General features: G+C 66.0%; 17 protein-coding genes. 12 read left to right on the top strand and 5 right to left on the bottom strand.

Annotation, left to right across the window (positions count from 1 at the left end; translation table 11 throughout):
• The first annotated feature begins 48 nt into the window (after window positions 1–48).
• The 3 genes from lspA to dnaE are packed head-to-tail and all read left to right on the top strand — an operon-like array spanning window position 49 to window position 5,157.
• Complete coding sequence (gene lspA, locus EYS21_RS19860) at window positions 49–645, top strand: signal peptidase II (RefSeq protein WP_131134970.1); 597 nt, start codon at window positions 49–51, stop codon at window positions 643–645.
• A complete protein-coding gene (locus tag EYS21_RS19855; protein WP_131134969.1) occupies window positions 638–1,564 on the top strand; it encodes an RluA family pseudouridine synthase in 927 nt (308 codons plus the stop codon). The genes lspA and EYS21_RS19855 overlap by 8 nt, the downstream gene beginning before the upstream one ends.
• Before the next feature lie 35 nt (window positions 1,565–1,599).
• The gene (gene dnaE, locus EYS21_RS19850) at window positions 1,600–5,157 is read left to right on the top strand and encodes a DNA polymerase III subunit alpha (protein WP_131134968.1); all 3,558 of its coding nucleotides are present in this window, start codon (window positions 1,600–1,602) and stop codon (window positions 5,155–5,157) included.
• Window positions 5,158–5,160: 3 nt separating this feature from the next.
• Here dnaE and EYS21_RS19845 read toward each other — a convergent pair whose 3' ends face one another.
• A complete protein-coding gene (locus EYS21_RS19845) occupies window positions 5,161–5,661 on the bottom strand; it encodes a flavin reductase family protein (protein ID WP_347559580.1) in 501 nt (166 codons plus the stop codon).
• Window positions 5,662–5,798: 137 nt separating this feature from the next.
• Between EYS21_RS19845 and EYS21_RS19840 the strand changes: the two genes are divergently transcribed.
• The 3 genes from EYS21_RS19840 to nrdR all read left to right on the top strand — a co-directional run bounded on the left by EYS21_RS19840 (window position 5,799) and on the right by nrdR (window position 8,385).
• Window positions 5,799–6,332 (top strand): hypothetical protein, encoded by a 534-nt coding sequence (locus EYS21_RS19840; protein WP_242633526.1) that lies wholly within the window; start codon window positions 5,799–5,801, stop codon window positions 6,330–6,332.
• A 9-nt stretch (window positions 6,333–6,341) separates the two neighbouring features.
• Window positions 6,342–7,718, top strand: coding sequence for a histidinol dehydrogenase (gene hisD, locus EYS21_RS19835; protein ID WP_131134967.1), 1,377 nt, complete (start codon window positions 6,342–6,344; stop codon window positions 7,716–7,718).
• Window positions 7,719–7,869: 151 nt separating this feature from the next.
• A complete protein-coding gene (gene nrdR / locus EYS21_RS19830; RefSeq protein WP_131134966.1) occupies window positions 7,870–8,385 on the top strand; it encodes a transcriptional regulator NrdR in 516 nt (171 codons plus the stop codon).
• A 78-nt stretch (window positions 8,386–8,463) separates the two neighbouring features.
• Here the strand turns inward: nrdR and EYS21_RS19825 are convergent, their stop codons facing one another.
• The 3 genes from EYS21_RS19825 to map all read right to left on the bottom strand — a co-directional run bounded on the left by EYS21_RS19825 (window position 8,464) and on the right by map (window position 10,989).
• On the bottom strand, window positions 8,464–9,198 hold the full coding sequence (locus EYS21_RS19825; protein WP_131135032.1) for a glucose 1-dehydrogenase: 735 nt from the start codon (window positions 9,196–9,198) through the stop codon (window positions 8,464–8,466).
• Between the two features lie 35 nt (window positions 9,199–9,233).
• Window positions 9,234–10,037 (bottom strand): polyphosphate--glucose phosphotransferase, encoded by an 804-nt coding sequence (ppgK, locus tag EYS21_RS19820; protein WP_131134965.1) that lies wholly within the window; start codon window positions 10,035–10,037, stop codon window positions 9,234–9,236.
• 73 nt (window positions 10,038–10,110) lie between these two features.
• Window positions 10,111–10,989, bottom strand: a complete 879-nt coding sequence (map, locus tag EYS21_RS19815) for a type I methionyl aminopeptidase (protein ID WP_131134964.1) — start codon at window positions 10,987–10,989, stop codon at window positions 10,111–10,113.
• A gap of 133 nt (window positions 10,990–11,122) precedes the next feature.
• Between map and EYS21_RS19810 the strand changes: the two genes are divergently transcribed.
• Window positions 11,123–11,287 (top strand): SPOR domain-containing protein, encoded by a 165-nt coding sequence (locus tag EYS21_RS19810; protein WP_131134963.1) that lies wholly within the window; start codon window positions 11,123–11,125, stop codon window positions 11,285–11,287.
• A gap of 30 nt (window positions 11,288–11,317) precedes the next feature.
• Here EYS21_RS19810 and panB read toward each other — a convergent pair whose 3' ends face one another.
• Window positions 11,318–12,223: a 3-methyl-2-oxobutanoate hydroxymethyltransferase gene (panB, locus tag EYS21_RS19805; RefSeq protein ID WP_131134962.1), complete on the bottom strand. Its 906-nt coding sequence runs from the start codon at window positions 12,221–12,223 to the stop codon at window positions 11,318–11,320.
• A 264-nt stretch (window positions 12,224–12,487) separates the two neighbouring features.
• On the opposite strand from panB, the gene glnA reads away from it, so the two are divergent.
• The 5 genes from glnA to EYS21_RS19780 all read left to right on the top strand — a co-directional run bounded on the left by glnA (window position 12,488) and on the right by EYS21_RS19780 (window position 18,309).
• Window positions 12,488–13,828: a type I glutamate--ammonia ligase gene (gene glnA, locus EYS21_RS19800; RefSeq protein WP_131134961.1), complete on the top strand. Its 1,341-nt coding sequence runs from the start codon at window positions 12,488–12,490 to the stop codon at window positions 13,826–13,828.
• 9 nt (window positions 13,829–13,837) lie between these two features.
• On the top strand, window positions 13,838–16,849 hold the full coding sequence (locus EYS21_RS19795) for a bifunctional [glutamine synthetase] adenylyltransferase/[glutamine synthetase]-adenylyl-L-tyrosine phosphorylase (protein WP_131134960.1): 3,012 nt from the start codon (window positions 13,838–13,840) through the stop codon (window positions 16,847–16,849).
• 63 nt (window positions 16,850–16,912) lie between these two features.
• A complete protein-coding gene (locus EYS21_RS19790) occupies window positions 16,913–17,356 on the top strand; it encodes a VOC family protein (protein WP_131134959.1) in 444 nt (147 codons plus the stop codon).
• A gap of 5 nt (window positions 17,357–17,361) precedes the next feature.
• Complete coding sequence (locus tag EYS21_RS19785) at window positions 17,362–17,922, top strand: GNAT family N-acetyltransferase (RefSeq protein WP_131134958.1); 561 nt, start codon at window positions 17,362–17,364, stop codon at window positions 17,920–17,922.
• Between the two features lie 204 nt (window positions 17,923–18,126).
• Window positions 18,127–18,309: a hypothetical protein gene (locus tag EYS21_RS19780; RefSeq protein WP_131134957.1), complete on the top strand. Its 183-nt coding sequence runs from the start codon at window positions 18,127–18,129 to the stop codon at window positions 18,307–18,309.
• Window positions 18,310–18,493: the final 184 nt, after the last annotated feature.

Below are 18,493 nucleotides of genomic sequence, written 5' to 3'. Positions count from 1 at the left end.
TCGGCCGCCGGCTTTTGTGATTAACATCGGTACCCGAATGAAAGCACCATGACAGACGAACTTGCCGCTGACGCTGCACACCCGCTTCCCCCCACGCCCCGGCGTCCCCGCCGCAGGCTCCTGCTGTCCCTTTTCGCCGGGTTTGCGGTCTTCGCCTACGCGCTGGACCAGCTGACGAAACTCTGGGTCACCTCCAGCATGGTGGAAGGCGAACGCATCCCCGTCCTGCCGCCGCTGCTGCACTGGTACTTCATCAGGAATTCGGGGGCAGCATTTTCCATCGGCGAAAACGTGACCTGGGTGTTCTCCATCATCATGGCCGCGGTTTCCGTGGCCATCCTGTTCCAGGTGCGCAAGCTGGGCTCCGCCTGGTGGTCGCTGGCGCTCGGCCTGCTCCTGGGCGGGGCCCTGGGCAACCTCACCGACCGGCTGTTCCGGGAGCCCTCGTTCGGGATGGGGCATGTGGTGGACTTCATCCAGCTGCCCAACTTTGCCATCTTCAACATCGCCGATTCTGCGGTGGTCTCAGCGGTGTCCATCATCTGCATCCTGACACTCCGGGGGATCTCGCTGGACGGGTCCCGGCATGTGGCGGCCGCCTCACCGGAGAAGTCCGGGCCGAAGAAGGAATCGGACGATGCCTGAACGCATCGTGGTGGCTGACGAATTCGGCGGGGCGCGCGCGGATGCCGGGCTGGCAAAACTCATGGGCATATCCCGTTCCCTCGCGGCCACGCTGATCGCCGAAGGCAACGTCATCAGCCGCGGCAAGGCCGTGGGCAAGTCCGCGAAGCTGGTCGCAGGAGACGTGCTGGACGTCACGGTGCCCGAACGGCGGGACCCGCTCGAAGTGGTGGAGGAAGTTGTGGAAGGCCTGAAGATTCTGTTGGATGACGACGACTTTGTTGTTGTCGACAAGCCGGTGGGGGTCGCAGCCCACCCGTCACCGGGCTGGGTCGGACCCACCGTGGTGGGCGGCCTGGCGGGGGCCGGGTACCGCATCTCGACGTCGGGTTCGCCTGAGCGCGCCGGCATCGTCCACCGGCTCGACGTCGGCACGTCCGGCGTGATGGTCGTGGCCAAGACTGAACGCGCCTACACGGCCCTGAAAAGGGCCTTCAAGGAGCGCACGGTCGACAAGGTTTACCACGCCGTGGTCCAGGGCCTGCCGGACCCGTTGGAGGGCACCATCGACGCGCCGATCGGGCGGCACCCGGGACACGACTGGCGCTTTGCCGTGATTGAGGACGGCCGGCCGTCCATTACGCATTACGAAGTGCTGGAAGCATTCGGCAAGGCCACGCTCGTGGAGGTCCACCTTGAGACGGGCCGCACGCATCAGATCCGCGTGCACTTTTCCGCACTGCGGCACCCCTGCACGGGGGACCTGACCTATGGTGCGGACCCGCGGCTCGCCGCCACGCTGGGCCTCACCCGGCAGTGGCTGCACGCCCGCCAGCTCGGCTTCGACCACCCGGTCACGGGGGAGCGGGTGACCGTCACCAGCGAATACCCGCAGGACCTGTCCTTTGCGCTGGAAGTCCTGGAGTCCGGGCAAGCCTGAGCACCCGGCCCGGACCGAGCGCATAGAATAGTCCGGTGACTTCCAGCAATGCCTCGTTCGTCCATCTGCACAACCACACCGAGTACTCCATGTTGGACGGCGCCGCCCGCCTGGGGGAGCTTTTCGATGAGACCGAACGCCTGGGCATGCCGGCCCTGGCCACCACTGACCACGGGTACCTGTTCGGCGCCTTCGACTTCTGGAAACGCGCCACGGACCAGGGCATCAAGCCGATCATCGGCGTCGAAGCCTATGTCACACCGGGCACGGCGCGGACGGACAAAAGCCGTGTCCGCTGGGGCGAGGAACACCAGCGCAAGGACGACATCTCCGGCGGTGGCTCCTACACCCACATGACGCTGCTGAGCTACAACAACGCCGGCATGCGCAACCTCTTCCGTGCCTCGTCCATCGCATCCCTGGACGCCGTTTTCGGCAAATGGCCACGGCTGGACCGCGAGCTCCTGAACACCTACTCCGAAGGCCTGATCGCCACCACAGGCTGCCCGTCAGGGGAAGTCCAGACCCGGCTGCGGCTTGGCCAGTACCGTGAAGCCCTGGAAGCAGCCTCCGAGTTCCGTGACATTTTCGGGGCGGAGAATTACTTCTGCGAACTGATGGACCACGGCCTGGACATCGAACGCCGGGTCACCGGAGACCTGCTGCGGCTCGCCAAGGACCTCAACCTTCCCCTCGTGGCCACCAATGACCTGCACTACACGCACGAGCATGACGCCAAGGCGCACGAGGCACTGCTGGCCATCCAGTCGGGTTCAACCCTGCTGGAGCCCACCTACGACAACGGCGGCTCCCGCTTCGCGTTCTCGGGCAGCGGCTACTACCTGAAGTCCCCCCAGGAGATGCGGGAGCTGTTCAGGGACCACCCTGACGCGTGCGACAACACCCTGCTGATCGCCGAGCGCTGCGAAGTCTCGTTCAACACCGGGGCCAACTACATGCCGCGCTTCCCCTGCCCGCCGGGTGAGGACGAAACGTCCTGGCTGGTCAAGGAAGTGGCCACCGGGCTGGACGTCCGCTACCCGGGCGGTGTCCCGGACAAAGTCCGCACCCAGGCCGACTACGAACTCGAAGTCATCACGTCCATGGGGTTCCCCGGCTACTTCCTCGTGGTGGCTGACTTCATCAACTGGGCGAAGAACAACGGCATCCGCGTTGGACCCGGCCGTGGCTCCGGTGCAGGCTCCATGGTGGCCTACGCCATGCGCATCACCGACCTTGACCCGCTGCACCACGGCCTGATCTTCGAACGCTTCCTCAACCCGGACCGCGTCTCCATGCCTGACTTCGACGTCGACTTCGATGACCGGCGCCGCTCCGAGGTCATCGACTATGTGACCCGCAAGTACGGCGACGAGCGCGTGGCCATGATTGTCACGTACGGCACCATCAAGACCAAGCAGGCGCTGAAGGACTCCTCCCGCGTGCTGGGCTACCCGTTCAGCATGGGCGAGACGCTCACCAAGGCGCTTCCGCCGGCCGTGATGGCCAAGGACATTCCGCTGGCGGACATCCAGAACAAGGATTCCAAGCGCTACAGCGAGGCCGGGGACTTCCGCCAGCTGATCGGCACGGATCCCGAGGCCGCCAAGGTCTTCGAAACAGCGCTGGGCATCGAAGGGCTGAAGCGCCAGTGGGGCGTGCACGCCGCCGGTGTCATCATGTCCTCGGACCCCATCATCGATGTCATCCCCATCATGCGGCGCATCCAGGACGGGCAGGTGATCACGCAGTTCGATTACCCCACCTGCGAAGGCCTCGGCCTGATCAAGATGGACTTCCTGGGCCTGCGGAACCTCACGATCATTTCCGACGCCCTGGAGAACATCAAACTCAACCGCGGCCACGAACTGGACCTGGACAGCCTGGCCCTGGACGACGTCGCCTCCTACGAGCTGCTGGCCCGTGGCGACACCCTGGGCGTGTTCCAGCTCGACGGCGGGCCGATGCGGTCCCTGCTCAAGCTGATGAAGCCTGACAACTTCGAAGACATCTCCGCCGTCCTGGCCCTCTACCGCCCGGGTCCGATGGGCGCCAACGCGCACACCGACTACGCGCTGCGCAAGAACGGGATCCAGGAAGTCATTCCGATCCACCCGGAACTGAAGGAACCGCTCGCCGAAATCCTGGGCGGAACCTACGGCCTGATCGTGTACCAGGAACAGGTTATGGCCGTCGCGCAGAAGCTCGCCGGCTATTCCCTTGGCCAGGCCGATATCCTCCGCCGCGCCATGGGCAAAAAGAAGAAGTCCGAGCTGGACAAGCAGTTCGCCGGGTTCTCCCAGGGCATGCAGGACAACGGCTACTCCATGGAGGCCGTCAAGACCCTCTGGGATATCCTGCTGCCGTTCTCCGACTACGCCTTCAACAAGGCACACTCGGCCGCGTACGGTGTCATCTCGTACTGGACCGCCTACCTGAAGGCCCACTACGCGCCGGAGTACATGGCGGCGCTCCTGACGTCCGTGGGCGACGACAAGGACAAGTCCGCGATCTACCTCAACGAGTGCCGCCGCATGGGCATTACGGTGCTCCCGCCGGACGTCAACGAATCCGCGCTGAACTTCACGCCTGTGGGGACCGACATCCGCTTCGGCATGGGCGCCATCCGCAACGTCGGTTCCAACGTGGTCCAGGCCATGGTGGCTGCCCGGGAGAGCGAAGGGGCTTACACCTCGTTCAAGGACTTCCTGATGAAAGTCCCCGCAGTGGTCTGCAACAAGCGGACCATTGAATCCCTGATCAAGGCAGGGGCATTCGACTCCCTCAACCACCACCGGCGCGCCCTGGTGATGATCCATGAAGAGGCCATCGATTCGGTCATCACGCTCAAGCGCAACGAGGCGATCGGCCAGTTCGACCTCTTCGCCGGGTTTGAGGAAGCCGAGTCCGAGGCCTCACTGAGCATCGAGATCCCGGAACTTCCCGAATGGGAGAAGAAGGACAAGCTGTCCTTCGAACGCGACATGCTGGGGCTCTACGTGTCGGACCACCCGCTGCAGGGGCTGGAGGGTGTGCTGAGCCAGCACGCGGACCAGTCCATCACGTCCATCATTGCCGAGGACGGCCCGCACGACGGTGCCATCATCACGATTTCCGGAATGATCACCTCGTTGAGCCGCCGGATCGCCAAAGCCAGCGGCAACGCCTACGCCCGCGCCGAAATCGAAGACCTCGGCGGCTCCATGGAGGTCATGTTCTTCGGCCAGGTCTACGGCCCCATCGCCTCGGTCCTGGCCGAGGACCTGATCGTTGTGGTCAAGGGCCGGCTGCAGCGGCGCGACGACGGCGCCGTGACGCTGAACTGCATGGAACTGTCCGTACCCGACCTCAGCGAGGGCACCAACGGGCCGCTCCAGATCTCCATGCCCACGCACAAAGCCACCGAGGCGGTGGTCACCGAACTCGGGGACGTCCTCCGGAACCACCGGGGAAACTCGGAGGTCAGGGTCCACCTGCATGGCGATTCACGGGTGGAGGTCATGGGTCTTCCCGTCCACATGCGGGTGAATCCCAACCCCTCGCTGTTCGGCGACCTCAAAGTGCTGCTGGGACCGGCCTGCCTTGACGTCTAGCAGCTAGATTTCATAGTCCAGGGGGACGGGCTGGCTGTAGCCGCCGGCGTGGTAAAGCAGCGGCGAGCCGTCCTCGCCCACTTGGCCGTCCACGACCTCAACCACCACCACGGCGTTGTTCTCGAAGGAGAGCCGCATCTGGATCTTGCCGATCAGCCAGCCGGCCACGTCCTTGAGCACCGGAACATCGTGCGGGCCAAGCTCCCAGTGGTCGCCGCCGAACCGGTCCTTGGTACGGGCGAAGCGGTCTGCGAGCTCCTGGTTTTCCAGGCCCAGCATATGAACGCCGATGTGCGTGGTGTTTGCCACGGCGGGCCAGGAGCTGGAGCTCCTGGCCATGTTGAACGTAAAGCGCGGCGGCTGGGCAGACAGCGACGCCACGGACGTTGCGGTAAAGCCATAGGGCTGGCCCTGGTAGTTGACAGTGATGATGGCCACGCCGGCCGCATGGCGGCGGAACATTTCCTTAAACGTACGCTCGAACGGCACGCGGTCTTCGGTCACTATGAAAAACTCCCTGGATTACCCTGAACAAGACTTGCCTCTGCTTTCAAGGGTATGGCGGAGGCGGCATCCGTAGGAAACTGTTTACCCGCACGTCCCCCGGTTGAGGGGCCTGAACATTTGTTAAGGTTTGTTTCATGACACAACGCATCCGGCGACGCTTCTCCGGGCTCCAGTGGGCCTGGTTCGCGGTGGCAACGGCCGCAGGCCTCCCCATTGGCCTGCTGTGGTGGCTGCTTGCACCGGGCGGCCTGAACCTGATCACCAGGGACCCTGCCCTGGGGACCGGCTCCAACCCGGAGGTGTGGTTGCCCCGGGACCTGACGCTTGCCGGCCTGTTCGTTTTTGCCGGCTGCCTGCTGGCTGTGTTCATCACCGACAACGCCAGGCAGTCCCGGCAGGAGGACCTGGTCCTTGCCCTGGCCGGCGGCCTGGCGGGAGCTGTCCTTGCGTGGCAGGTGGGGACTTTCGCGGCCCAGTTCTGGGGTGCCCCGGCTGATACGTCCGTCAATGCCAGCGTTGCCTTTTCGCTCCGGTCGCTGCCGGTGCTGCTGCTCTGGCCGGCGGCCACCGCGGTGGGTACCTTTGCCATCAGCCTCCTGACGCTCCTGAAAAAGGGGCCGGAAGGTACTGCCGGGCCCGTCGCCGGGGACGCGGCTCCCGGCGCGTAAAATGGACCGGTGACCATTTCTCCTGAGTTTCCTGCCACCCCTTCTGCCTCAGCCGTCAGCTTCCGCACGGTTGATCTCCGCGGCAAGGGCCTGACGCTGGCCGGACTGCGCGCAGCCGTTCCGCGTGCCCAGCACCAGACGGTGGCGGATGCTGAACAGAAAGTCCTGGACATCATCGGGGATGTCCGCCGGCGCGGCTACGCAGCACTCACCGAGTATGCGCAGCGCTTCGACGGCGTGGACCAGGCCCACCCGCGCGTGCCCGCCGAAGAGTTGGCGCGCGCACTGGCGGAACTTGATCCTGCCGTGCGGAAGGCGCTGGAAGAGTCCATCAGCCGTGCCCGGCGGTTCGCTGACAGCCAGCGTCCACGGAATATCGACGTCGAACTCGGGGACGGTGCCCTCGTCAGCCAGAACTGGGTCCCCGTGGCCCGGGTGGGACTGTACGTCCCCGGCGGTCTCGCCGTGTACCCGTCCTCGGTGATCATGAACGTTGTCCCCGCCCTCGCTGCCGGCGTTGCGTCCATTGCGCTGGCATCGCCTCCGCAGAAGGACTTCGGCGGCCTTCCGCACCCCACCATCCTTGCCGCGGCCGCCTTGCTGGGCATCGGTGAGGTCTACGCCATCGGCGGGGCGCAGGCCATCGCGGCGTTCGCCTACGGCGTGGACGCCACAGCGGCCGGACCCGCGCTGGAGCCCGTGGACGTGGTTACCGGTCCGGGCAATATCTTCGTGGCCACCGCCAAACGGCTGGTCAAGGGCGTCGTCGGCATCGACTCGGAAGCGGGAACGACTGAAATTGCCATCCTGGCTGATTCCACGGCCCAGCCGGCACTGGTGGCCGCGGACCTGATCAGCCAGGCCGAACACGATCCCAAGGCGGCGTCGGTCCTGATCACGGATTCGGAGGACCTCGCTGCTGCCGTCCGGACGGAACTCACCAGCCAGGCGGCGGCCACCAAGCACTCCGAACGGGTCCGGGAAGCACTCTCCGGCCCCCAGTCCGGTGTGGTGTTGGTGGAGGACCTCGAGCAGGGCATAGCAGCCTGCGACGCCTACGCGGCCGAGCACCTCGAAATTATGACGGCGGACGCTGCAGCGGTGGCCGCCCGCATCCGGAACGCCGGCGCCATCTTCGTGGGCGACTACAGCCCCGTCAGCCTGGGGGACTACTGCGCCGGTTCCAACCACGTCCTGCCCACCAGCGGAACGGCGGCTTTTTCCTCCGGCCTGAACGTGACCACTTTCCTGCGCGCCATCCAGGTGATCAACTACACCAGGGAGGCCTTGCAGGAGGTCAGCGGACACATCGTGAGCCTCTCCGGGGCCGAAGACCTCCCGGCCCACGGCGAAGCCGTGACAGCCCGCTTCGGCGGGCGCTCCTGACCCCACGGCAGGCCGGCCCACAAGCACTACATGTAGTAATTACAAGCTTGTTATTACGCAACATGTAGTCGTAGACTGATAGCTGGAGAATTCAGGCGGAAGCCGCCATTCACCGAGAAACCTGTGACCGAGAGAGCGAGGGAGGGACGCCATGTACTGTCCGTTCTGCCGCAACCCGGATTCGCGCGTCGTGGACAGCCGCATGGCCGACGACGGTTCAGCCATCAGGCGCCGCCGCCAGTGCCCCGAATGCGGACGCCGGTTCACCACGGTGGAGACCACCAGCCTCTCGGTCATCAAGCGCTCGGGCGTTGGCGAGCCCTTCAGCCGGAGCAAGGTCATCAACGGCGTCCGCAAGGCGTGCCAGGGCCGGCCGGTCAGTGAAGACGACCTTGCGCTCCTGGCGCAGGAGGTCGAGGAACAGATCCGGGCCTCCGGGGCTGCTGAAATCGACGCCCACGAGGTGGGGCTGGTGATCCTCGGTCCGCTGCAGAAGCTGGACAAGGTGGCCTACCTTCGCTTCGCCAGCGTGTACCAGGCCTTCGAATCCCTTGAGGACTTTGAAACGGCCATCTCCCTGCTCCGCCATGAGTCGGAGCAGGAAGCGAAAGCTGCCGGGGCGGAAACGTCCAAGGGCGCCCCGAGTTCCGAGAAGAGCTCCCTGTAGATTCCGGTGGTGGCAGCGGAGGGGAAGCCGAAGTCACCACCGGCACCGCTGCCCGGTAAGGCCGGGCCCGGTTGCCCGTTACCGGCCGCCTGAGACCGGCAGTACGGCGCCGGTGATGTAGCCCGCTTCAGCGGACATCAGCCACATCACGGCAGCTGCCACCTCATCGGGCTCGGCGCCGCGTCCCATCGGTATGGTCGGGTTCAGGCGCTCGACCCGGTCGGGCATTCCAGCGGCCGCGTGAAGGCCCGTGTTGGTGCTCCCGGGAGCCACGCAGTTGACCCGGATTCCCAGGGGCGCAACCTCGGCTGCCAGTCCCGCCGTCAGGACATCAACGGCCCCTTTCGACGCAGCATAATGGGCCCACGTACCTGGCGAGCCCGCCTTGGTGGCCGTTGAGGAGATGTTAACGATGGACCCGCCGCTGCCGTTACCGTCCGCACGCATGCGGCGGACGGCCTCCTGGCAGACGTAGATGAGGCCGGTTACGTTGACGTCCATCACGCGCCGGACAGTTTCTGCCGGCACCTCGGTGAGGTTGCCGATCAGGTTCCCCGTGATTCCCGCGTTGTTAACAACGGCCGTGAGGCGCCCCAGCCGGGCGGCGGCGTCGAACATTTCCCGGACGGCCGCGGGGTCGCTGACGTCCGCCTGCACAGCCACGGCCGAGCCGCCGTCGTCCGTAATGGACTGCACCACCTCGCGGGCGCCGGAGCGGTCCACCGAATAGTTCACGACGACGGTGTGCCCGGCGAGGGCCGCGCGGCGGGCGATGGCCGCACCGATGCCGCGGCTCGCGCCGGTCACGATCATCACCCCGGGACGATCCCCGGCCCGCAGATCCAACGCTACTTGGAGAGCTTGTGCTTCAGCGCGATCTCGATGGCGGCGCCGACGATTCCCGCCTCGTTCTTCAGTTCCGCAGGCACAATCGGCGTGCGGAGCTTCATGTGGGGCAGGTACTCGTCGGCGCGCTTGGAGATGCCGCCGCCCACAATGAACAGCTCGGGCGAGAACAGGAACTCAACGTGCGAGAAGTAGCGCTGCAGCAGGACGCTGTATTCCTCCCAGCTCAGGCCGTCGCGCTCACGGGCCACGGCCGAGGCCTTGGTCTCGGCGTCGAAGCCGTCAATTTCGAGGTGGCCCAGTTCGGCGTTGGGGACCAGGCGGCCGTCGAAGATAAATGCCGAGCCGATGCCGGTGCCCAGGGTGATCACCAGGACGGTTCCTTCGACACCCTTGCCTGCGCCGTAGCGTGCTTCGGCCAGGCCGGCGGCGTCGGCGTCGTTGATGACCTCCACGGGGCGGCCAAGCCGTGCGGTGAGGAGCGAATCGATGTCTGTGTTCAGCCAGCTCTTGTCCACGTTGGCTGCGGAATGGACCACACCGTGCTGGATGATCCCGGGGAAGGTCACGCCAACGGGGGAGCCGGCAGCCGGTGCGTCGGGCCGGGAGGAGAGCTCCTCCACTACCTGCGCCACAACCTCGGCCACGGCCTCCGGGGTGGCGGGCTGCGGCGTGGGCACGCGGAACCGGTCACCGAGGAGCTTGCCCTTCTTCAGGTCGACAATGCCGCCCTTGATTCCCGTGCCGCCGATGTCGATGCCGATCAGCGGGGCGTTCTTGTGCGACTTCTCGTCCTTCTTGGCCAATGTGATTCCGTTCGTGGCAGTGGGCGGGCAGGGGAGGCCGGCCTGAGGGGCCGGCCTGAAATCTGGGGTGTCTCTAGGGCAGGGTGAGGATTTCGGCGCCTGACTCGGTCACCAGGAGGGTGTGTTCGAACTGGGCAGTCCGTTTGTGGTCGCGGGTGACCACGGTCCAGTCATCGGCCCACATATCCCAGTCCACAGTGCCCAGGGTCAGCATGGGTTCAATGGTGAACACCATGCCGGCCTCGATCACCGTGTTGTAGGCCGGTGCGGCGTCGTAGTGCGGAATGATCAGGCCCGTGTGGAACGCCTCACCAACACCGTGGCCGGTGAAGTCCCGCACCACACCGTAGCCGAAGCGTTTTGCATAGGACTGGATGGCGCGGCCGATCACGTTGATTTCGCGGCCGGGCGCCACAGCCTTGATGGCCCGGTTCAGGGACTCCTGCGTGCGTTCCACCAGGAGGCGTGATTCCTCGTCGACATCGCCCACCAGGAACGTGTAGTTCGTGTCGCCGTGGACCCCGTTGATAAAGGCCGTGATGTCGATGTTGATGATGTCGCCGTCCTGAACCACGGTGCTGTCCGGGATTCCGTGGCAGATGACTTCGTTCAGCGACGAGCACAGGGACTTCGGGAACCCCCGGTAGCCCAGCGTCGACGGGTACGCGTTGTGGTCCAGGAGGAATTCGTGTCCCACCCTGTCCAGCTGGTCGGTGGTGACACCCGGCGTGATGTGCTTGCCAACCTCAACGATGGCCTGCGCGGCGATCCTGCCCGCGATCCGGATCTTCTCCACCGTTTCGGCGGACTTGACCTCGGAGCCGGTGAATTTTGCCGGGCCGGGCTTCCCCACGTACTCGGGGCGCGGGATGGACGCCGGTACGGGAAGCTGCGGGCTGACGGTTCCCGGGGTGAGGGTGCCGGTGGGTGCAGTCGAGGCTAGGGAAGGCATAGATTGATCATATAAGGCACCGCAGAACGCCAAGTAACTGAAGGCCGCATCTGGCCCGCCTACGTGTTTACGTTACGTGGATCACGTGGCGGCACCCGCAGCCGCAACCCTGCCGTCGGAAAGAGGAACCACAATGACTGAGTACTGGTACAACGTCAACACCCACGAGGTGGAAGAGGACGCACTCTCGGACTGGACCCAGCTGATCGGCCCCTACAAGACACGCGAGGAAGCGGAGCACGCCCTGGAAAAGGTCAAGGCACGGAACGACGCCTGGGAAAAGGGCGACGAGGACTGATGCCCCTTGACGTACGGCGCGCGGAGCAGCCTAGAAGGAGTGCTCGGGCCCGGGAAACTGGCCTGAGCGGACGTCGTCGCCGTAGGCCTTCGCCGCATCGCTGAGCGTGCCGCGGAGGTCCGCGTACTGTTTGACGAACTTCGCCATCCTGCCGCCACGGAGGCCGGCCATGTCCTGCCACACGAGCACCTGTCCGGTGGTTTCGTTACCGGCGCCGATGCCAACGGTGGGGACGCTGACGGCAGCGTCGACGGCGGCAGCTGTCCCGGCCGGAACCATTTCCATCAGGATGCTGAAGGCGCCCGCATCCGCCAGCGCCACGGCGTCGTCAATCAGCCTCTGCGCGTCGTCGCCGCGGCCCTGCACCCGGAACCCGCCCAATTCGTGTTCGCTCTGAGGCGTGAAACCGATGTGCGCCATCACGGGGATCCCGGCCTGGACCATGGCCCGTACCGTTTCGGCGTAGAACGCACCGCCTTCGATTTTCACCGCGTGCGCGAGACCCTCCTTCAGGAAGCGGACGCCGGTAGCCACAGCCTGCTGCGCGGACACCTCGTAACTGCCGAATGGCAGGTCCGCCACCACCAGGGCCCGCTTCGCGGACCGCGCCACGGCACGGCACAGCGGAAGGAGCTCATCGACGGTGACGGGCAGGCTGGTCTCATTGCCAAACACGTTGTTGGACGCGGAATCGCCCACCAGCAGCACTTCGATGCCTGCCTGGTCGAAGATCTCCGCTGTGTACTGTTCATACGCTGTCAGCATCGCGAACTTTGTGCCGTCGCGCTTGGCCTGCTGGAGATGGTGGATGCGGACTCTCGGGGCAGGCTTGGGAGCGGCGTCCGACGACGGCGCCTGCGCCGGGGTGGGTCCGGTTCCGTACGGTGCGGGTACTTCAGCGGACGCGCGTGAGTCAGAACTATTGCTTGAGGCCATGGCAAGAGCGTAATGCGGCAGCCGCCGTCCTAGCTACCGGCCGGAGGCGCCGGACAGGTGATTCGCGTCATATTGGACCGCCCCGCGGGCCGCCTGCAGCCGACCCGTCCGGCGCCGCTGCCGTTCCTGTGGTGTAAACGCTGTGTTACGCGGGGCGCAGGCTCCCGCATCGGCGGCAATTGCTTAGTAAAGTGTTTGTGAACTGCTGCCGGCTTCCTGAACTGCGGACCCGGGGCATGGACGTTGACCGGAGAAGAGGCCATCATGGACCGCCAGCAAGAGTTTGTCCTGCGCACTATCGAAGAGCGCGACGTACGGTTTGTACGCCTGTGGTTCACCGACGTCGTGGGTTCACTCAAATCGGTGGCACTTGCCCCCGCCGAGGTTGAAGGTGCCTTCGAAGAGGGCCTGGGCTTTGACGGCTCGGCCATCGAAGGCCTCGCCCGCGTGTTCGAATCCGACATGCTGGCCCAGCCGGACCCCTCAACGTTCCAGATCCTGCCGTGGCGCGGCGAGACCGAACAGACGTCCAGGATGTTCTGCGACATCCTGACCCCTGACGGCGAGCCGTCTTCCGCGGACCCCCGCAACGTCCTCAAGCGCACCCTGGCCAAAGCCGCCGACATGGGCTTCACGTGCTACACCCACCCGGAGATCGAGTTCTACCTCCTCAAGTCCCAGGAACCGGGTCCGGACGGCGCACCGGTACCCGTTGACGAAGGCGGCTACTTCGACCACGTTCCAGGCGGCGTGGCACAGGACTTCCGGCGTACCGCCGTAACCATGCTGGAATCCGTGGGTATCTCCGTGGAGTTCAGCCACCACGAAGCCGGTCCCGGCCAGAACGAAATCGACCTCCGCTACGCGGACGCGCTGCAGACGGCGGACAACATCATGACGTTCCGCACCGTCATCAAGGAAGTTGCCCTCCAGCAGGGCACCTACGCCACGTTTATGCCCAAGCCCTTCACAGCCCACCCCGGCTCCGGCATGCACACGCACTTCTCGCTGTTCGAGGGTGACACCAACGCGTTTTATCAAGCGGGCACCGAGTTCCAGCTGTCCACCACAGCGCGGCAGTTCATCGCCGGCATCCTCAAACACGCCCCCGAATTCACGGCGGTGACCAACCAGTTCGTCAACTCCTACAAGCGTCTCTGGGGCGGCGGGGAAGCCCCCAGCTACCTCAGCTGGGGCCACAACAACCGTTCGGCCCTGGTCCGGGTCCCGCTGTACAAGCCCGGCAAGGGCCAGTCCGCCCGCATCGAATACCGGGGCATTGACTCTGCAGCAAACCCCTACCTGGCGTACGCGGTCCTGCTGGGGGCCGGCCTGAAGGGGATCGAAGAGGGTTATGACCTGCCCGCGGCAGCCGAGGACGACGTCTGGTCGCTGAGCTCGGCCGAGCGCCGCGCCATGGGCCACGACCCCCTGCCCGCCAGCCTCCACGACGCCATCCGGTCCATGGAGGAGTCCGAGCTGATGCCGCAGATCCTCGGCGAACAGGTGTTCGAACACTTCCTGCGCAACAAGCGTGCCGAATGGCAGGACTACCGGCTCCAGGTGACGCCCTACGAGCTGCAGCGCAACCTCGGCATCCTCTAGGCTGCGGCGGTGAGCCTTGCCCGCCGCCTGATCTCGGCCGGCTTCAGCGACCTGGAGAAGGGCGAGCGGTTCCTTGCTGCCCGGGAACTGCACGGCTTGGACCAGGACAAACTGTTTGCCGGCCTGCAGATGGCGGCCAACCCGGACACTGCCCTGCAGTCCCTGGTCCGCCTGATCGAAAAGCATCCGGCGCTCCGGGAGCTGGCGGCGGCCGATCCGGAGACCAGCGAGCCGCTGTACCGGGTCCTTGGCGCCTCCGAAGCCCTGGGCGAGTTCCTCATCCGGCACCCGGAGCACCTCGATGCCTTTGACGTCAGGGCAAGTCCGGAACCGCTGCAGGCGGATCCGGACCAGCTCCGGGCCGCCCTGCTGAAATCCGTCCAGGCGGATCCCCGGTCGGTGAGGCCGGTGGCGGGCGTCACCGGAACGGAAGCGTACGTTTCCCTGCGTACCGCCTACCGCCGCGGGGTGGTGGACCTGGCCGTCAAGGACCTGTGCGCCGCCGACCCCCTGGACTTCATGCCCGCGGTCGGTGCTGAACTGGCCGACCTGGCCGGTGCCGCCGTCGAAGCTGCCCTGGCGGTGTCGCGAGCCGAGGCGGCCGAGCAGTTCGGCGCAGGTGACGTCGCGGATGTCGGCCTCGCCGTCATCGGGATGGGCAAGTGCGGCGCCCGCGAGCTGAACTATATTTCCGACGTCGACGTGATCTACGTGATCGACTCCGCCGAGCTCGATGACGCGCGGGCCAACACGATCGGCACCGCCCTGGCCAGCGGCATCTCGCGGGCCATTTCGTCGATCGCCCGCGAACCGGGGCTGTGGGAAGTGGACGCGAACCTGCGCCCGGAAGGCAAGTCCGGACCCCTGGTGCGGACGCTGCCGTCGCACGAAAGCTACTACGCCCGCTGGGCGGAAAGCTGGGAGTTCCAGGCGCTCCTGAAGGCCCGCACCATCGCCGGGGACGTGGCGCTGGGCCGCCGCTACGAAGAGGCCATCGGGCCCCTGATCTGGAATTCCGCAGGACGCGAAGGGTTTGTGGAGTCGGTGCAGGCCATGCGGCGCCGGGTCACCGAACACATTCCGGCCGCCGAGGAACAACGGCAAATCAAACTCGGGCGCGGCGGGCTCCGCGATGTCGAGTTCACGGTCCAGCTGCTGCAGCTGGTCCACGGCAAGTCCGACGAATCCCTCCGGCGCAAGGACACCACGTCCGCCATCGCCGCGCTCTCGGCCGGAGGCTACATCGGCCGGTCCGACGCCGCCGGATTCGACCACGCCTACCGGTACCTGCGGCTCCTCGAGCACCGGATCCAGCTGTTCCAGCTGCGGCGGACCCATCTCATGCCCGTCAGCGACGCAGCGTTGCGCGCCCTCGCCAAGGCCGTGCTCGGCCCGTTCTCCAACGAACGGCCGCACCCGGACGCCCTGCTGTCCGCCTGGCAAAAGACCAAACGCTCGGTACGGGAACTGCACGAACGCATTTTCTACCGGCCGCTGCTCAACACCGCAGCCAAGCTCAGCAGCGAAGACGCCAGGCTCACCCCCGAGGCCGCCCAGGGCCGGCTTGCCGCGCTGGGCTACGGGGACCCGCAGGGCGCCATGCGCCACATCGAGGCGCTCACCGCCGGGGTCAGCCGGCGGGCCGCCCTACAGCGGCAGCTGCTGCCCATCCTGCTGGACTGGCTCGCCGAAGGCGTTGATCCCGACGCCGGCCTGCTCGCCTTCCGCCGCGTCAGCGAAACCCTGGGCACCACCCATTGGTACCTCGGCATGCTGCGTGACTCCACGGCCGCGGCCGAACGGCTGTGCCACGTCCTGTCCAACTCCAGGCTGATCTCGGACCTGCTGGAGGTCTCGCCCGAATCGGTGGCCTGGCTGGGCCAGGACAAGGAGCTCGCGCCGGTCAGCTTCGAAGCCCAGTGGCAGGAAATCACCTCCAAGATGTCACGGCATTCGGACCCGGAAAACGCCATGCGCCTCATCCGGCTGATCAGGCGGCGGGAGATCCTCAGGATCGCCATCGCGGACTCCGCCGGGCTGCTGGGCCAGGACCAGGTGGGAGCCGCCCTGGCGGACACGGACCGCGCCGCCGTACTCGGGGCCCTCCGGGTGGCCGAAGGCCTGGTGTCCGCCAAGGAGCCGCTGAAGACCGCGGTACTGATAGTGGCCATGGGCCGCCAGGGCGGGCGCGAGATCGGCTACGGCTCCGACGCCGACGTCATGTACGTGCACCGGGCACTGCCGGGCTACACCGATGAAGAGGCCCAGGCACAGGCGGCCAGGATTGTCACCAAGGTCTCCAGCCTCCTCACCCAGCCGCTGAAGCCGGCCATCATGGCCGAACGCGTCCTCCAGGTCGATGCCGACCTGCGGCCGGAGGGGAAAAACGGCGCGATGGTCCGGTCGCTGGATTCCTTCGCTGAGTACTACCGCCGCTGGTCCCTGATCTGGGAAGCGCAGGCGCTGCTCCGGGCCCGGCCGATGGCCGGCGACGACGGGCTCGCCAGGGACTTCCTGGAGCTGATCGACCCCATCCGGTACCCGGAAACGATCTCCGAACAGGACGTCCGGGAAGTCCGCCGCGTCAAGGCGCGGGTGGAATCGGAGCGGCTGCCGCGCGGGGCCGATCCCGCCCGCCACCTGAAACTGGGACGCGGGGGCCTGAGCGACGTCGAATGGCTGGTCCAGCTGATCCAGCTCCAGCACGCCGGCAAACATCCGGAGCTGCGGACCACCTCCACCGTGGAGGCCCTCGACGCGGCCGCTGCCCTGCACCTGCTGGAGAAGCGTGACGCCGAGCTGCTGGCCGCCGCGTGGCGCCTTGCCAGCAGGATCAGGTCCGCCAACGTCATCTGGAGCGGCCGGGCATCAGACCTGCTGCCGTCGTCGCGGCGCGACCTCGAGGCAGTCGCCCGCTGGTGCGGTTACGAACCGGGCCAGGCCGGCGCGCTCGAGGAAGACTACCTCCGCCTGAGCAGGCGTGCCCGCGCCGTCTTCGAAAAGGTCTTCTACGGCCACTAGCAGTCCCGGGCTGGCCGGCCGGGCCGGCTGACACCCGCAGCGGCCCGGTGCTACCTTGGGCCCATGGCTAAGCAAATCTACCTGAACCTGCCCGTCAAGGATTTGAAGAGGTCGGTGGACTTCTTCACCGCCCTGGGCTTCTCCTTCAACCCGGACTACACCGACGAAAACGCCACCTGCATGATCATCAACGACAACGCCTTTGTCATGCTGCTCGTGGAAGGCTTCTTCAAGACCTTTACCTCCAAGGACGTGGCCGATGCCACCGCTTCCACGGAGGCGATCCTGGCCTTTTCCGTGGACAGCAGGGACGCCGTGGACGAAACCGTGCGCAAAGCCCTCGCCGCCGGCGGCACCCCGTCCCAGGAAGTGCAGGACTACGGCTTTATGTACAACCACAGCTTCCAGGATCCTGACGGACACCTCTGGGAGGTCATGTGGATGGACCCCGCAGGCCCGCCGGCAGACGGCAGCCCGGCCGGGGGCGCCGAAGCGCCAGCCAGCTGAGCGGCATGGAGCAGTCAGTATGGCTGATTGCCCTTGACGACCTGGGACCGGACGCCTGCGCCATCCAGCTTGGCGCGGTCGCCCTGTTGGAACTGGCACCGGGGCAGTCCGACTTTGTCGGCGATCCGCTGCGGATGGCACTGGCTGGTCTCGCGGAACAGTCCCGGCGGCCTTATGTCATCGAGGCCGGCGGGGACGCGGTGGGCGTGCTGACACTCCAGGCAGGCGCCGCCAGGCTGGCAGGGTGGCCAGACGACGATTCCGCGTGGCTCCTGCGGGGCTTCCTCATCGACCGCCGGCGGCAGGGCACGGGATTGGGCCGGCTCGCGGCGGCAGCGGCCGTGGAGGCTGCCGCAAAACTGACGGCAAGGCACTCAGGCGGCGAGGCCGGCGTCGTACTTTCCGTCAACGAGCGCAACCCGGCGGGGCTGGCCGCCTACCAAAAGGCCGGGTTTGTGGACCGGGGACAGTACCTCGGTGGCAGTTCCGGGCCGCAGCGGACCATGTTCTGCAGCTTCACACAGGATCAGCCCGGCGGTTTGCCATTGCCTCGGGCGCCACATTGACAGATCATGTGGATTGGCGGTGTTCTTCAAACCTTGTTGGGGGGAAGGCTTGAAAAGTCTTCGTCTCGGGGAGCACATGCCAGGGGGCTGGCTCCCGGTCTCAGCACGTCTGGAGCCAGCCTCCACCTTTTGCCACAAGAAAGTCCGCACGGGCCGCCAGCGTGAGGCCTTTCCCAATCCCCGCTGGTGTTCTACGGTTGCGTTATGAAACTGAATGTCACCTATCGCGGCGGGGACAAGGACGGGACGTCCGATCTTCGTGAAACGCCGGAGTTCCCCCTTGATTTTCCAGGGGGAAGCTACGTCCTGACCTTCAGGCACGCGCTTCGGGAATCGGGGCCAACGGAGGCCCTGGCAACATGGGTGCCGCAGGAGACGCAGTCATGAGCCAAGCGGGAACGTAAGGGAGCCCGGCGCAACAAAAGGCCGGTCCCGGGTAAACCCGGCGGGTTCTAGCGGTCGTTGCAACACCCAGAATTTTTGGGAGTTGCAACGACCGTGTCGTTTTTAACGAAAGAAGCTGTCGGCCGGAGGAAATATACGCCGGAGCAGAAGGCGCAGTTCTTTTCCG

The sequence above is a fragment of the Arthrobacter sp. S39 genome, assembly GCF_004320525.1.
Lineage (GTDB): Bacteria > Actinomycetota > Actinomycetes > Actinomycetales > Micrococcaceae > Arthrobacter.
This window is presented reverse-complemented; position numbering and strand designations above follow the sequence as displayed.